General features: G+C 67.0%; 13 protein-coding genes. 9 read left to right on the top strand and 4 right to left on the bottom strand.

Annotated features, from left to right (window positions below; all coding sequences use genetic code 11):
- Positions 1–244: 244 nt before the first annotated feature.
- From pdhA to ACVZTU_RS00590, 5 genes are all read left to right on the top strand, one after another.
- Positions 245–1366 carry a pyruvate dehydrogenase (acetyl-transferring) E1 component subunit alpha gene (gene pdhA, locus ACVZTU_RS00610; RefSeq protein WP_181271144.1) on the top strand — a complete coding sequence of 374 codons (1122 nt, stop codon included), beginning with the start codon at positions 245–247 and terminating at the stop codon, positions 1364–1366.
- On the top strand, positions 1363–2478 hold the full coding sequence (locus ACVZTU_RS00605; protein ID WP_181271145.1) for an alpha-ketoacid dehydrogenase subunit beta: 1116 nt from the start codon (positions 1363–1365) through the stop codon (positions 2476–2478). Before pdhA ends, ACVZTU_RS00605 begins: the two co-directional genes overlap by 4 nt.
- On the top strand, positions 2478–3995 hold the full coding sequence (locus tag ACVZTU_RS00600) for a dihydrolipoamide acetyltransferase family protein (RefSeq protein WP_482401111.1): 1518 nt from the start codon (positions 2478–2480) through the stop codon (positions 3993–3995). Before ACVZTU_RS00605 ends, ACVZTU_RS00600 begins: the two co-directional genes overlap by 1 nt.
- 237 nt (positions 3996–4232) lie before the next feature.
- Complete coding sequence (locus ACVZTU_RS00595; protein WP_259358100.1) at positions 4233–4535, top strand: DUF3311 domain-containing protein; 303 nt, start codon at positions 4233–4235, stop codon at positions 4533–4535.
- Positions 4532–6046 (top strand): sodium:solute symporter family protein, encoded by a 1515-nt coding sequence (locus ACVZTU_RS00590; RefSeq protein WP_482401110.1) that lies wholly within the window; start codon positions 4532–4534, stop codon positions 6044–6046. Before ACVZTU_RS00595 ends, ACVZTU_RS00590 begins: the two co-directional genes overlap by 4 nt.
- Before the next feature lie 26 nt (positions 6047–6072).
- Here ACVZTU_RS00590 and ACVZTU_RS00585 read toward each other — a convergent pair whose 3' ends face one another.
- Genes ACVZTU_RS00585 through ACVZTU_RS00575 form a run of 3 tightly spaced genes read right to left on the bottom strand, consistent with a single transcriptional unit; the run spans position 6073 to position 10279 of the window.
- The gene (locus tag ACVZTU_RS00585; protein ID WP_139467707.1) at positions 6073–7278 is read right to left on the bottom strand and encodes an acyl-CoA dehydrogenase family protein; all 1206 of its coding nucleotides are present in this window, start codon (positions 7276–7278) and stop codon (positions 6073–6075) included.
- On the bottom strand, positions 7275–8603 hold the full coding sequence (locus ACVZTU_RS00580; protein ID WP_482401109.1) for a beta-ketoacyl-[acyl-carrier-protein] synthase family protein: 1329 nt from the start codon (positions 8601–8603) through the stop codon (positions 7275–7277). Before ACVZTU_RS00580 ends, ACVZTU_RS00585 begins: the two co-directional genes overlap by 4 nt.
- 35 nt (positions 8604–8638) lie before the next feature.
- Positions 8639–10279 (bottom strand): class I adenylate-forming enzyme family protein, encoded by a 1641-nt coding sequence (locus ACVZTU_RS00575; protein WP_482401108.1) that lies wholly within the window; start codon positions 10277–10279, stop codon positions 8639–8641.
- Positions 10280–10486: 207 nt separating this feature from the next.
- Here ACVZTU_RS00575 and ACVZTU_RS00570 point away from each other — a divergent pair, with 207 nt between their 5' ends.
- From ACVZTU_RS00570 to ACVZTU_RS00555, 4 genes are all read left to right on the top strand, one after another.
- Positions 10487–11092, top strand: a complete 606-nt coding sequence (locus ACVZTU_RS00570; protein WP_482401107.1) for a TetR/AcrR family transcriptional regulator — start codon at positions 10487–10489, stop codon at positions 11090–11092.
- On the top strand, positions 11089–11430 hold the full coding sequence (locus ACVZTU_RS00565) for a DUF6204 family protein (RefSeq protein ID WP_139467703.1): 342 nt from the start codon (positions 11089–11091) through the stop codon (positions 11428–11430). Before ACVZTU_RS00570 ends, ACVZTU_RS00565 begins: the two co-directional genes overlap by 4 nt.
- Entirely contained in the window at positions 11427–11810 is a 384-nt protein-coding gene (locus ACVZTU_RS00560; protein WP_139467702.1) for a helix-turn-helix domain-containing protein, read from the top strand. The genes ACVZTU_RS00565 and ACVZTU_RS00560 overlap by 4 nt, the downstream gene beginning before the upstream one ends.
- 133 nt (positions 11811–11943) lie before the next feature.
- Positions 11944–12678 (top strand): DUF402 domain-containing protein, encoded by a 735-nt coding sequence (locus tag ACVZTU_RS00555; protein ID WP_482401106.1) that lies wholly within the window; start codon positions 11944–11946, stop codon positions 12676–12678.
- 40 nt (positions 12679–12718) lie between these two features.
- Here the strand turns inward: ACVZTU_RS00555 and ACVZTU_RS00550 are convergent, their stop codons facing one another.
- Positions 12719–14206, bottom strand: a complete 1488-nt coding sequence (locus ACVZTU_RS00550) for an amino acid permease (protein WP_482401105.1) — start codon at positions 14204–14206, stop codon at positions 12719–12721.
- Between the last annotated feature and the right edge of the window lie 17 nt (positions 14207–14223).

Here is a 14223-nt window from a genome sequence, read left to right as displayed (position 1 = left end):
GAGGTTATGTTCATACTCGGCCCCCGCACATCCCCCAAAAAGATGAAATTGCACAAGAAATGTTGATCTACTGCGCTGGACTTGCACGCACGGCTGTGTGAAAGAGCCCTCACCGCCCAGCCAAACGTCCACTCGGCCTGCCGGAACCGGTCCCTTCGTCCCGAGTTCGCGACACGTTTGGCCGCCCGTCCTCACCTGCACGTCAGCCGTGGAATCGTGACTCGGCTCACGCCACCATGGGGCCATGACCATTGACGTTCCCACCACAGGCCGTTCACTGCCCCAGCTGCAGCCGATCAGCTTCATCGGCGCAGATGGCCGGCTCACCGACACTCCGACCGAAGGGCTGCGGATCCCCAGCGATGCCACCCTCACCGGTCTCTACCGGCAGATGGTCCTCGTCCGCCGGTTCGAAGCGCAGGTCACGCACCTGACCAGACAGGGTCGACTCGCGACCTATCCCTCCGCGGCAGGTCAGGAAGCCGCCGAGGTGGGGGCCACCACCGCGCTGGCCCCGAACGATTGGCTCTTCCCCACCTACCGCGACTCGGCCGCGCTGCTGACCCGCGGAGTGCCCGTCGCCGAGATCCTCGCCGCCTTCCGCGGAGACTGGCACTGCGGTTTCGATCCGCACGAGTATCATGCCTCACCTGCGGCGACACCGCTGGCGACGCAGACTCTGCATGCCACCGGATTCGCGATGGCCGCGAAGCTCAAGGGCGAGGATGCAGCGACTCTGACCTTCCTCGGCGACGGCGCCAGCAGCGAAGGCGACACCCACGAGGCATTCAACTTCGCCTCCGTCTGGCAGACGCCGACGGTCTTCGTGCTGCAGAACAACCAGTACGCGATCTCCACTCCCCTGCGGGAGCAGACGAACGCGACGATGCTCGCCGACCGAGCCGCCGGCTACGGAATGCCGGGCCTGCGCGTCGACGGCAATGACGTCGCCGCCGTGTTCGCCGCCGTCTCGACCGCTCTCGAGCGCGGTCGAAACGGGGACGGTCCGACCCTCATCGAGTGCCTCACCTACCGGATGGAGTCGCACACGAACTCCGACGATCCGACGAAGTACCGCGACGCCGAGGAGGTCGAGCACTGGAAGCAGTTCGATCCCATCGACCGTCTGGAGAAGTACCTGCGGTCGACCGGTGCACTCGACGATTCGTCAGTCGCAGAGGTCGCCGAGGCGGCCGAGACTCTGGCCGCGTCCGTCCGCGATGCGATGAACCAAGAGGCCGAGGTCGACCCGCGCGAGCTCTTCGCCCACGTCTACGCGACCCCGCGCACGGGCCTTGCCGAACAGCAGCAGGTCCTCGAGGCCGAACTCGCCGGTGCCGAACTTGCCGCAGCAGGGCAGGCATGAGCGTCGAGACGGGCACCACCCCGACCACGGATCCGACCGCGGTGAACGACGAAACGGGCAGCGCCGCCTCGGCGAACGATGGGGCAAGCACGGCGACCGCGAACGGCACAGCGGCATCGGACGCTGCACCCGCCCCGTCGTCGGTGACGATGACGAAGGCCCTCAACCAGGCGCTGCGGGATTCCCTGGCCGACGACGACACTGTGCTCGTCTTCGGTGAGGATGTCGGCCGCCTCGGCGGGGTCTTCCGGGTCACCGAAGGACTGCGGGCCGAATTCGGGTCGAACCGGGTGTGGGATTCCCCGCTTGCGGAGTCCGGCATCATCGGCACCGCGATCGGCATGGCGATGAACGGCATGCGGCCGGTCGTCGAGATGCAGTTCGACGCCTACGCCTACCCCGCGTTCGAGCAGATCGTGTCCCATGTGGCGAAGATGCGGAACCGGACGAAAGGCCGGGTCAGCCTGCCGATCACGATCCGGATTCCCTATGCCGGCGATATCGGCGGAGTCGAGCACCACTCGGATTCGTCCGAGGCCTATTGGACGTCGACGCCGGGTCTGACCGTCGTCACGCCGTCGAATCCGGCCGATGCGTATTCGCTGCTGCGCGAGTCGATCGCCTCCGATGATCCGGTCGTGTTCATGGAGCCGAAGTCCCGCTACTGGATGAAGGAGACGCTGAGTCTGCCGGTGACGACGGCGCCGATGAATCGGGCGCAGGTCATCCGCGAGGGCACCGACGTCACCCTGCTCGCCTATGGTCCGACGGTGCGGACGGCGCTCGATTCCGCCGAGGCCGGGGCCGAGCACGGACTGTCCATCGAGGTCATCGACCTGCGCACGCTGTCTCCGTTCGATGATGAGACGGTGTCTGAGTCCGTGCGCAAGACCTCGCGCGCGGCGATCATCCACGAGGCCGCGCAGTTCGGCGGATACGGCGCCGAGGTGGCCGCCCGCCTCACCGAACGCAACTTCACTTACCTGTCGGCCCCGATCCTGAGGGTCGCCGGGTTCGATGTGCCCTATCCGTCGCCGAAGCTCGAGGAGTTCTACTTGCCCACCGTCGAACGCGTGCTCGATGCGCTCGAGTCCTGGGATTGGGAGCTGTGATGAGTGCTGATCTGAATACCGGGATGCGCGGGACTGGCACGCGCGAGTTCATCCTTCCCGACCTCGGCGAAGGCCTCACCGAGGCGGAGCTGATCTCCTGGAAGGTCGAGATCGGGGACGAGGTCCACGTCGATCAGATGGTCGTCGAGGTCGAATCCGCGAAGTCAGTCGTCGAACTCCCCTGCCCGTACGCCGGGCGGATCGTCAGCCTTCACGCCGCCGCTGGGGACACCGTCAGTGCAGGCCAGGCCCTGCTCTCTGTCGCCGAGGCGGAGAGTGCGGCGGCGAGCGCGAGCGCAGACGACAGCGCCGGCGAATCGAGCGGCGCGAATCTCATCGGCTACGGCACGTCGGAGCCGAAAACTCGGTCGGCGAAGCAGCGCTCGTTCGGCGGCAAGCACACGGCTGTTCCGGCCGAGACTTCCACCGTGACCCCGGGCGCCGCCCCAGCCATCCCGACAGTCATCCCGGATGCTCCCCTGCAGCCGCCGACAGAGGCACAGACTCCCACCGATGACTCGTCGATGACTGCCATCGGAGAGTCGGCGACGGCCGCCGGCGAGCAGGTCTCCCCCGTGTCGTCTCCCCTCGTGCGCAAGCTGGCGAAGGATCACGGCATCAGCGCCAAGCACCTTCCCGGCAGCGGTCCCGGTGGGATCGTGACCAGGGCCGATGTCCTCGCTGCGATCGAGTCGGGCACGGCTGCGAACGTCGGCGCGGCGAGCGCTCACGTCCCCGCGGGGACGTCACGAGCCGGCGAACCTCAGTCGATCACGGAACGTAGCACCACCTCGGCGGGGGCACCTTCGCCTGTCGGGCGGGCCGACCGCGATACCCGCACCCCGATCACGGGGCTGCGGAAGATCGTGTCCGAACGCCTCACGAAGTCGCGGCAGGAGATCCCCGAGGCGACCATCTGGCTCGATGTCGATGCCACCGAGCTGCTGGGCACGAAGCGCGCGCTCGAGGCGCGCACCGGTGAGAGATATTCGCTGCTGTCGCTCGTCGCCCGCTTCGTCGTGGCCGGGTTGAAGAAGTACCCGATCATCAACTCGTCGATCGATACGACCGCCGGCGAGATCGTCACCCACGGCGACATCAACCTCGGCTTGGCCGCGCAGACCCCGCGCGGGCTCATGGTCCCCGTCGTCCACGGGGCCGGCGAGATGAGCCTGCGGCAGTTGCGCGACTCCGTGTCCGAGACCGTCGGGAAGGCCGCCTCGGGGAGGTTCGATCCGTCCGAGCTCTCCGGCGGCACTTTCACGTTGAACAACTACGGGGTGTTCGGCGTCGACGGTTCGGCCCCGATCATCAACCTCCCCGAGGTGGCCATGCTCGGCCTCGGCCGGATCAAGGACCGCCCATGGGTCGTCGACGGCGAGCTGACTGTGCGCGAAGTGATGTACCTGTCGTTCGTCTTCGACCACCGGGCGTGCGACGGTCAGGAGCCGAGCGAGTTCCTCACCTTCGTCGCCGACTGCATCGAGAACCCGATCTCGCTGCTGCCCGAACTCTGAGGGCCGGCCCGGTCGAAGCGTCCAGTTCGGAGCCGACACGACGCTCGTTCAAGCGGCAGCGCACTTGTCGATAAGTACACCGTTCGACAAGTGCGGGCCGCCTTGAACGACGCTTCCCGCACTGCACTTCCCCGCTCCGGTTCCACACTTCGGACGACCATTCCGTCTGTGACTCACAGCACTAACCTTGCCGAGTCCGCTCACCGCGGACGCGAACGCAAGGAAACGAGGTTGAGCATGTCACGGAACCCCAGTTCGGTACGCCAGGCGGGGTCGCCTCGGCGGCGGTATTCGCTGGTCCTCCTCATCGTTCCCGTGGTCCTCTACGCCCTCACCCCGGTCGTGGCGAACTCGGTCGAGCCTCGCATCGCCGGATTGCCGTTCATCCTCGCCTATACGATCGCGGTCACGATCCTCACCTGGTTCTTCGTGTGGATGACCGCTCGCGGCGACCGGTACTACCGGCACGATCTGCCCGAGCACATCCCTTCCGATGTCGCATTCGGTGAGGACCACGAGATCGAGGAGGCCGGGAAATGAGCACCTCCGCGATCATCGCCTGCATCATCTTCGGCCTCGCCATGCTCGCGACCATCGGCATCGGCATCTGGTCCGGCCGCGGCCGGGAGAAGTCGCTGGACGAATGGTCGGTGTCCGGACGCGGGCTGGGCTTCGTCTTCATCCTGCTGCTCATGGCAGGCGAAACATATACGAGCTTTTCGTTCCTCGGCACGGCCGGTTGGTCCTACTCCTACGGGGTGCCGATCCTCTACCTCATCGGCTACCTGAGCATCGGTCTCGTCGTCGCCTATCTCGTCGGCCCACTGTTCTGGACCTACGCCGCCCGGCACAAGCTCGTCAGTCTCTCCGACATCGTCGAACACCGGTTTCGCTCACGAGGGCTGGCGATCCTCGTGGCTGTCCTCGCAACGATCTTCATCGTTCCCTACATCCAGCTGCAGATCCAGGGCATGGGTGCGGTCGTCAACGCGATGAGCTACGGCGCGATCGACCTCAAGATCGCCGCCATCGTCTCCTTCATCGTCGCCGAGGCGTTCATCCTCTTCTCCGGACTGCGCGGTTCCGCCTGGGTCAGCGTCCTCAAGGACGGACTGGTCATCCTCGCTGTCGCGTTCCTCGCGATCTACGTACCGCTGCACTATTTCGACGGCCTGGCTCCTCTGCTTGACCGCGTCGTGAGTGAGAAATCTCAGTGGCTGACCTTCCCCGGCGCAGGCGATGGCATCTACGGGGGTGCATGGTTCATCTCGACGATCATCCTCAACGGGATCACGATCACCGTGTTCCCCACGTCGATCGCCGGCTATCTGTCGGGCACCTCGGCGAATGCTCTGCGACGCAACTCGATCATTCTGCCGTGGTATCAGCTGCTGCTCCTCGTGCCGATGATGGTCGGTGTGGCTGCACTCTTCGTCGTCCCTGCTCTCAAAGACGCCGACCTGGCCCTGTTCTCCGTGGTCATCGATTCCCTGCCCGCGCCGATCGTCGCGATCATCGGCGTCGCAGGCGCGCTCTCGGCGATCGTGCCGATGAGCGTGTACATGCTCTCGATCGGTTCGATGTGGGGACGGACTGTCTTGGGCGGCGGCTTGGCCGGACCGAAGAACGCCGCTTCGATGACTCCTGAGCAGCTGAACGCACGGGGCCTGCGGCAGAAGACACTGTCCCAGTGGGTGTGCCTGACCGTCGGCATCATCGCCCTGATCATGAGCCTGCTCATGCCGGATGCGCTCGTCGAGCTCTCCGTGCTCAGCTACGAGGGCCTGGCACAGGTCGTGCCGGCCGCGCTGCTCTCCCTGTACTGGCCGCGCATGAGCAAGCAGGCGGCGGCTGCGGGTCTCATCGTCGGCTCCGTCGTCATGGTCGCCCTCCACTACACGGGACTCGACCCGCTGCTCGGAATCAACGGCGGTCTCTGGGCTGTCGCGGCGAACCTCATCGTGGTCGTGGCGGTCACGCTGGTGAAGCCGGACCCACGGTGGGTGCCCGCAGCTCAGCGGCAGACGCGCACCGAGGCGGCAGCGTTGTAGGCGCGAGCCCTTCGATCAGCGCGACCTCACCCGTCGAGCAGTGCAGCCGCGTACATCGGGCGGGCGGCGTCGGCGCTCGGCGGGTGGAAGAGCCCGGCCGTGGCATCGCGGAAGAGGCGGGAGAGTTCGTGCTTGTTGCCGAACCCGTTGCCGCTCGTGCACATCAGCGCGGTCTCAGCGTTGCGGCGGGCCGCCTCGGCGGACTTGATCCTCGCCCCCACCAGGCGCAACGGCCAACCGGCACCGTGGTCGATGAGGTCATCGAAGTCCCGAGCGTAGGCGTCGATCATCGCCGTCACTGGTATGAAGTCGAGATGCGCATCGGCCAGGCGCGTCCGGGCCTCGGGCACCTCGGCGAAGGTGACGCCGGCCTTCGCGGACTTCCGCTTGTGCAGACCGGCAGCGCCCAGCTCGAGCGCACGGGCCGCTACTCCGGCATAGACGGCGGCGATGAGCAGCTGGAAGTTGCTCGTGATCGCGAAGGTGAGCAGGTCAGGGTGCTTGCCAGCGGGGATGACGCGTGAGACCCGTTCGGGTTTCATCGGCACATGGTCGAGGATCGTCGCCCGCGACTGCGAGGCCCGCATTCCCAGCACATCCCATTCGTCGGAGACCGTGATCCCGGGTGCATCGCGTTCGATGAATCCGTAGACGAGCTGCCCCTCGGCCGGCTCGTCCGCATCGGGGCCGGCGATGCCGTCGTCGTCGGCGGCCACGGCACCGTGGACGATGAGCCTGGTCCACACGGGAGACAGCGAGGTGAAGATCTTCACCCCGGTCAGTTCGTATCCGCCGTCGGCCGTCGACACCGCCTCGGTGTTCGAACCCTGCAGGACCCAGTCGTTCGACGGTTCCGAGATGCCGAAGGCGAAGATCTCACCGGCCATGACCTCGTCGAACACCCAGTTCAGCGAGTCGTCACTGCGGTCGGCCAGCGCCTTGACCACACCGGTGGTCATGAGGTGCATGTTGATCGCCAGAGCCGTTCCGGGCGCCGCCGCTGCCAGCCGCTGCTGAAGTCGGGTGACCTCGAACAGGCTCAGCCCTGGCCCGCCATGCGACTGCGGGACGAACAGCTGAAGATAGCCGAGGTCCCCCAGTTCGGCGAGATCCTCGTCGAAGAATCGGTTCTCCTGGTCATAGACGTCGGCTCGTTCGCGGAATCGTTCGAGCACATCATCAGGCAGGTACTGCGCGGCGAGCTCGCTCACGCGTGTCTCGCGGTCGGTCATCGTCTCTCCTTCGTCGAGGGGTCGGTCGCGCCTGTCGAGGGTGTCGCGGGCTGCGCGCTGCGGCGCAGAATGATCGCGCCGTTGTGCCCGCCGAAGCCGAACGACGTTGACAGCACAGTGTCGACGGCCGCCCCGGCGGGGTTCGGTCCACCGCCCATCTCACGGGCGTGACCTGCGACGATGTCCCAGTCAGGGAACTCGTTGTCGTCGAGGTTGAACGTCGGCGGCAGCGTCTGGTCACGCATCGTCAGGGTCGCGATGATCGCCTCGACGACCCCCGATGCGCCGAGGAGGTGTCCCGTCGTCGATTTCGTGGCCGAGATCGGGATCATCCGTCCAGCCTTCCCCAAGGCCGCATCGAAGGCTGCGAGTTCGGCTCGGTCGCCGGCCGGTGTGCCCGTGGCGTGGGCGTTGACGTGGTCGATATCGCCGGGTTCCAGCCCTGCGTCTCTCACAGCCTGAACCACTGCCGAGGCGGCTCCCCGTCCCTGCGGATGCGGGTTCGTCGGGTGGTGGGCATCGCTGGCGGCGCCGAATCCGGCGAGCTCGGCCAGCTCCGTCGTCCCACGTGAGGCCGCCGAGTCGGCGGATTCGAGGAGGATCGCAGCCGCACCTTGGCTCATGACGAAGCCGTTGCGGGCCCGGTCGAAGGGACGGCTGGCGGCGGTCGGATCGTCCTCGTATCCGGCGGCGAGCGCGCGCATGTTCGAGTTGGAGGCGAGATTGACCGGACCGAGGCAGTCCTCCATGCCGACGACGAGCACGGCGTCGGCGTAGCCGTGGCGGATCCGACGCATCGCCTCGCCGAGTCCGATCGCCCCGGAAGCGCACGTCGCCGAGACTCCCTGACCGGGTCCGCGCAGGTCGAAGCGCTGGCTGATCAGCGCTGCCGCGGAGTCCGGCGCACCGTGGATGGACAGGGTCAGCGGCACCGACCTGGGGCCGTCGGCGTCGAGGCGACGCGTCGCGTCCTGCATGGCGTCGACGGGTCCGGAGCCGGTGGCCGCGATGACTGCCGTACGGTCGCGGTCCCAAGGCAGATCGTCGGCCGCGGACTCGATTCCGCCTGCGCGCACCGCCTGGTCGGCCGCGGCGATGGCCCAATGCTGGACGGGGCTGAGCCGGCGGGCGAGCGCCCGGGGCAGAACCGCCTCGGCGTCGAAGTCCTTGACCTGCCCACCGATCCGCACGGCGAGGTCGTCGAACTGCTCACCTGCGAGGACGTCGATGGCGCTGGTGCCGCTGCGCACAGTCTGCCAGAGGGTTTCGGGATCCTGGCCGCTCGGGGTGATGGCGCCGAGTCCCGTGATGACGACCTCGCGCACGCCATCTGTCCGGTGCCGATTGCTCCGGGATGCGTTCACAGCCGCTGTGCCTTTCCGCTCATGACCAAGTCAACGGTTTCGAGGCGTCGAATCTTCCCACCGACGGTCCGCGGCAGCCGGTCGAGTAAGTAGAACCGTCTTGGCACGAACTGCGGGGCCAGTTCCGCCCGGGCGTGGTCGAGCAGTGCTGCTTTGTCGGGCGCAGTCGATTCGCCATCCCCGGCATGGCTCCCCGAACCCAGGGCGCCTGGTTCGATGACGAGGGCGACGATGCTGCCGAGACCGCCGTCGGGCAAGGCGATCGCGCAGACCTCGCCGAGGCGGCCCTGCCCCGACCGCGGATCCGCGCGGTCGAATCCCTCGAAGGCTCGTTCGACCTCGGGCAGGGACACCTTGTGCCCTCCGGTGATCGCGATGTCACCGGCCCGTCCGGCGAGTTGGAGGAGCCCGTTTTCGATCCGTCCCTGGTCACCGACCGTGGCCCAGCCGTCGGGGCGTCGCAGCCGAACGTCGGTGGTGCCGGTGACATAGCCGTCGGAGCAGGCGGCGGCCCTGATCCAGACCGTGCCGATCTCTCCGTCGGGCAGCCGGGCACCGGATTCGTCGCGGACCTCGACGCCGATGGTGTCGTAGATCGAGATCCAGGTGCCGTCGCCATCACGACTGTCGCCGATGAATCCGATCTCGGCGGCACCGTAGTAGCTGATCAGCCGGGCGTCGGGGAGGACGTCGGCGAGTGCCGAGCGGATGGAAGCGGGCAGGTTCGCTCCTCCGGTGACGACGAGGTCGAGGCCGTGGAAGTTCTCCGGCGTTCGACGGGCCGCCTCGGCGAGAGCCTTGACCACGGCGGGCACAGCGACGACGCGGGTGATAGCTTCGTCGGTGATGCGCGACCCCATGGTGAACGGGTCGAAGTCATCGGCGATGTGGACGCTGCCGCCGGTGGCGAGGCTTTCGATGACGGCATAGAGAGTGAGGCTGTAAGACACGGGGCCAGGCGCCAGGCTGGCCACTCCGGCGAAGGGTTCGAGGTGGGCCGAGGACACAGCCACGTTGTCGCGGTACTGCTGGCGGGTCTTGATGAACGCCTTCGGGTTGCTCGTCGTGCCTGACGAGAAGAGCATGAGGAACGGCTCGGACGCTTCGCGAACGCTCGGCGGTGCGGTGTCGGCGGGGTCGATGGCGTCCTCGCGGGCACGGAATTCGGTCGCGGTGATGACGGTTCCGGTCCAACCGGCGGCGGCGAGCGCCTCGGCAAGACGGGTCGAGTCGGAGATGACGAGGCCGATTCCGGTGGTCGTGATGACTCCGACCTGGTGGTCGAGCGGCCAGCGGGGGTCGATCGTGGCCGAGACCGCGCGGAAGCCGGCGAGACCGGCGATGATGCGGGAGGTCTCGAACGCCGAGGTGAGGCTCACTGCCGTGATCGGGATGCCGTGGGTTTCGGGGGCCGGATTCGGCGGGTCGGTCTGGGCACTGTGGAGGGCGTCGACGGCGGCGAACATCGTGGCCGAATCACGGACGAGCTGCGCATACGTGAGGGAGCGTGGGGCTCGTGCGTCCGCGGCGGGGTCGGCGCTGTCATCTGGGGCAGGGCCGCCAGAGGGGCCGCCGACGATGGCCAACTGGTCCGGATCGGTGGCCGCGACCTCGAGGATCCTCGACGTGATGGGCAATTCCGTCCTCCTCGAATTCGTTCCTCACGGGCCCGATCCCGGACCGGCATGTGCCCGATCCTCGACTGTCATCACCAGGCCCCGGGCACCGATCCTCAGTATAGGAGCGACGAGGACGGCTGTGGTCTGCGGAGGGGGTCCGGCCGTTTCCGCCAGTCCGGCCCGAATACTTTGCAGTATTCAAATACATTGCTGTATCTTGAAGTCATGAGTTCAGCACCGCAGCGCATGACGCGCAGGGAAAGTCAGGAAGCGACTCGCCAGCGACTCATCGAATCGGCGATCTCGCTCTTCGCCGACCACGGTGTCGCCGAGACCTCACTCGTCGCGGTGGCCGAGAACGCCGGTTTCAGCCGCGGCGCCGTCCACGGAAACTTCTCCGACAAGGAGGACCTGGCCGCAGCCGTCGTGCAGTCCATCGTCGGCGAACTCGGCCCCGAGCTCGGCCACGCACTGACCTCGACCGCGAGTTCGAACGAGAGGCTGGCGGAGTACATCTCGACGCATATCGCCTACTGCCGACGACATCCCACGCGGGCTGCCGCCATCATCGCCTCTGTCGGTCACCTCGCCAGGCGCGCACCGGGAGCAGCCGGCTATGGCGAGCGCGCGACCGAATCGGCCGCCGACCTCGTCGCGCTCTTCGAGGACGGACAGCGCCGAGGCGAGATGCGCAGCTTCGATCCCACGACGATGGCCCTGACCCTGCGCTCGGTCCTCGACACCGCGGTGCCCACCTACGGCGACATCGCTGCCGAAGAGATCGTCGCCATCTTCGATCACGCCACCCGTATCCAGGAGACCGCTCCATGACATGGAACTTTCGCATCACCGCCCGCGGCCGCTTTGCCGACCTCAACGACGAGCAGCGCCGCCGCCTCCGTGCGGCCCAGTCCGAGCACGACATGTTCGCCGCCCGCTTCACGCCCGAGGGGACCTTTCTCTACACACCGGAGCTCGTGTTCTTCCAGCATCGGTTCCTCATCGACGTCGACGAGTCCGATCCCGATGACGCCGAGGTGCTGGCCAAGCTCAGAGGCGAAGAGCTCGCCGCCACCGACCTCGACCGCCGCGGCTTCGCAGGCGCGGTCACCGAGGTCTCGGCAGTGTGCGTCGAGGACATCAAGACACGGTCGGGACGGCGGTCATGAACTCGGCACCCAACCTCGAGGCAGCACTGACCGTCGCCTGGGCGAAGAGTGCGCTCGACACGGCAGTCGGCGCTGCCCTGGCACGCGTCGGCCTGTCGCTCGACGACCTGCGTCGACTGCGCATCATCGGGACACATCCGCAGGGGCTGACCAGGGAGGACCTCGCCGAGGCGATGGGCGAGACCCGATCGCAGACCATCCGCTCCAGCAGCCCACTCGTCAAGCTCGGCTGGCTCTCGCGCGCAGAGTCCGGTGAGTTCTCCCTCACCGACAGCGGACGCCACCTCGTCGATCAAGCCGAAGGCATCGCCGAGAAGGCGGCAGCTCGCTGGTTCACGGCGAATGGCATCGACCCCGCCACCCTCACGAGAATTCGCTGACGTCGTCCTCGCCCCGATCGTTCAGATCCCCACCGCCGAGGAGCGCGCCGCCCTCAAAGCCGCCCACAGCTGATCATCCGCTCCCAGCTCCTGCTCACGGCTCACGCTCACCCCGGTCCGGGACAATGAGAGCATGAGCGGAGCAGGGAGCCGGGACGTAGCAGTACAGAAGCGCTGGCGATACGGCGACCAGATCCTGTGGACCTACACCAATCCAGCGCACCCAGGCCTGTACGATCAACGTCCCGTCACGGTCATCGCCGACGACGAGAACCACCTGGCCGTCTGGCTGGAGTCGGGGACGAGGATGCTCCATCATGTGCTCGCCGACGGCTCTGGAATCCGCACCGCTGACGGACCCGCCCGCTTCGGCGCCCCACGGGCACAGGGCCTCAAACGGTGGCAGGGACCGGGCATCGTCGCCGTCTTCCAGCCGGGAGCCGACTATTCGGTGTGGTTCTTCGAGAACCGCACGGGACTAACCGCCGAGGCGGCCCCCGCCGAGGCGAGCTCGTCCGGGGCGGCTGTCGCGTCGGCCCGACGCGATTCCTTCTACGTCAACCTCGAGGACCCCTTCACTCGCTTCGACAGGGGCATCCTCACCTCCGACCACGTCCTCGACATCGTCGTCGACTCAGATGGCACCTACCGGCTCAAGGACGAGGACGAACTCGAATTCGCGCGCGAAGCCGGAATGTTCTCCGACGACAAAGTCGCACGCATCCGCGCCGCTGCGGACTCAGCCATCGACGACATCCGCGCTTGGGCCTTTCCCTTCGACTCGCACTATCCGGACTTCCAGCCGGACCCCGACTGGCCGATGCCTGACCTCCACACCGAGGCGACCTGGGACTTCGACGCGAACTGAGCCGCCCCGCGACCGTCATGGCCCAGCCGACCGACCAACCTCACATCTCGAACTCGACGGCCTCCCCCGCCTCGGCGATGGCTCTGATCCGCTTCCGGCAGGCGAACCAGCCGATGACCATGCACACCGAGGCGATGATCGTCACGACCAGGGTCGGCGGGGAATCGGCGAAGACCATGACGAGGATGACGGCGAGGAAGAGCAGCGTCGCATAGCCGGTATAGGGGGCACCGATCATCCGGAAGGAGGGGCGTTCGAGCAGTCCGCGGTCGGCCCACCGCTTGAGCCGCATCTGGCACAGCACGATCATGCCCCAGGTGAGGATGATCCCCACCGAGGAGACACTGAGGACGATCTCGAACGCATCGCTCGGCAGCAGGTAGTTGAGCGGCACGCCGAGGAGGGCGACCACTGCCGTGATGACGATCCCGCCGTAGGGCACGCCGCTGCGGTTCATTCGCTGCGCGAACTGCGGGGCCGACCCGGCCACCGACATCGACCTGAGAATGCGCCCGGTCGTGTAGAGCCCCGCGTTGAGTGAGGACAGGGCCGCAGTGAGCACAACGAGGTTCATCACGGTGTCCGCGCCCTTGACGCCGATGAAGGAGAAGAAGGTGACGAACGGGCTCTCCCCGTCGACGTAGTCGGTGAAGGGCAGGAGGAGGGCAAGCAGGGTGAGCGATCCGACGTAGAAGACCGCGATGCGCAGGATGACGGAGTTGATGGCCTTGGGCATCACCTTCTCCGGGTGCTCCGTCTCGCCGGCGGCCGTGCCCACGAACTCGATGGAGGCATAGGCGAAGACGACGCCCTGCATGAGGATGATCGCCGGCAGCGCACCGTTGGGGAAGAGTCCGCCGTTGTCGAGGATCATCGACAGTCCGGGATCGTGACCGGCCACGGGGGTGCCGAAGATGAGGAAACCGACCCCGACGACGAGGAAGATGATGAGGGCGGCGACCTTGATGAGCGCGAACCAGAACTCGAGCTCTCCGAAGACCTTGACGGAGATGACGTTGAGTCCGAGGACGAGGACGAGCGCGATGAGCGCCCACGCCCATTGCGGCACGGTCGCGATCCAGGCGACGTAGCGGCCGAAGAAGCCCATATAGAGCGCGGCCGCGGTGATGTCGACGATCGCGGTCGTCGCCCACACCAGCCAATAGAACCACCCGGAGATGAAAGCGGCCTTCTCGCCGAAGAACTCACGGGCGTAAGAGACGAACGACCCGGTGGTCGGGCGGTGCAGGACGAGTTCGCCGAGCGCGCGGAGGATGAGGAACGCGAAGAACCCGCAGACCGCGTAGGACAGCACGATCGAGGGTCCCGCCTCGTGGAGGCGACCGCCCGCACCGAGGAAGAGCCCGGTGCCGATCGCCCCGCCGATGGCGATCATCTGCACTTGGCGCGGGGCCAGGTTCTTCTGATACCCGGAGTCCTCGGCGGTGAGGTTCGGTCGGGTCGGGCCCGAGCTCGGTTCTGCGGGTGCGACGGCGGCGCTGCGGTCGGAGCCGAGATTGTCAGTCATGAGTGTCCTCGTTCGTT

The organism is Brevibacterium sp. OS20 (assembly GCF_056837565.1).
The sequence above is the reverse complement of the archived record's forward strand: the minus strand, read 5'-3'. Positions and strand labels throughout refer to the sequence as shown.

Bases quoted from the DNA above. Each gene is read 5' to 3' on its own strand.
- ACVZTU_RS00570 (WP_482401107.1), top strand. From the start codon at position 10,487: ATGAGTTCAGCACCGCAGCGCATGACGCGCAGGGAAAGTCAGGAAGCG.
- ACVZTU_RS00585 (WP_139467707.1), bottom strand. From the start codon at position 7,278: ATGACCGACCGCGAGACACGCGTGAGCGAGCTCGCCGCGCAGTACCTG.
- ACVZTU_RS00565 (WP_139467703.1), top strand. From the start codon at position 11,089: ATGACATGGAACTTTCGCATCACCGCCCGCGGCCGCTTTGCCGACCTC.
- ACVZTU_RS00605 (WP_181271145.1), top strand. From the start codon at position 1,363: ATGAGCGTCGAGACGGGCACCACCCCGACCACGGATCCGACCGCGGTG.
- ACVZTU_RS00560 (WP_139467702.1), top strand. From the start codon at position 11,427: ATGAACTCGGCACCCAACCTCGAGGCAGCACTGACCGTCGCCTGGGCG.
- ACVZTU_RS00590 (WP_482401110.1), top strand. From the start codon at position 4,532: ATGAGCACCTCCGCGATCATCGCCTGCATCATCTTCGGCCTCGCCATG.
- pdhA (WP_181271144.1), top strand. From the start codon at position 245: ATGACCATTGACGTTCCCACCACAGGCCGTTCACTGCCCCAGCTGCAG.
- ACVZTU_RS00600 (WP_482401111.1), top strand. From the start codon at position 2,478: ATGAGTGCTGATCTGAATACCGGGATGCGCGGGACTGGCACGCGCGAG.
- ACVZTU_RS00555 (WP_482401106.1), top strand. From the start codon at position 11,944: ATGAGCGGAGCAGGGAGCCGGGACGTAGCAGTACAGAAGCGCTGGCGA.
- ACVZTU_RS00550 (WP_482401105.1), bottom strand. From the start codon at position 14,206: ATGACTGACAATCTCGGCTCCGACCGCAGCGCCGCCGTCGCACCCGCA.
- ACVZTU_RS00595 (WP_259358100.1), top strand. From the start codon at position 4,233: ATGTCACGGAACCCCAGTTCGGTACGCCAGGCGGGGTCGCCTCGGCGG.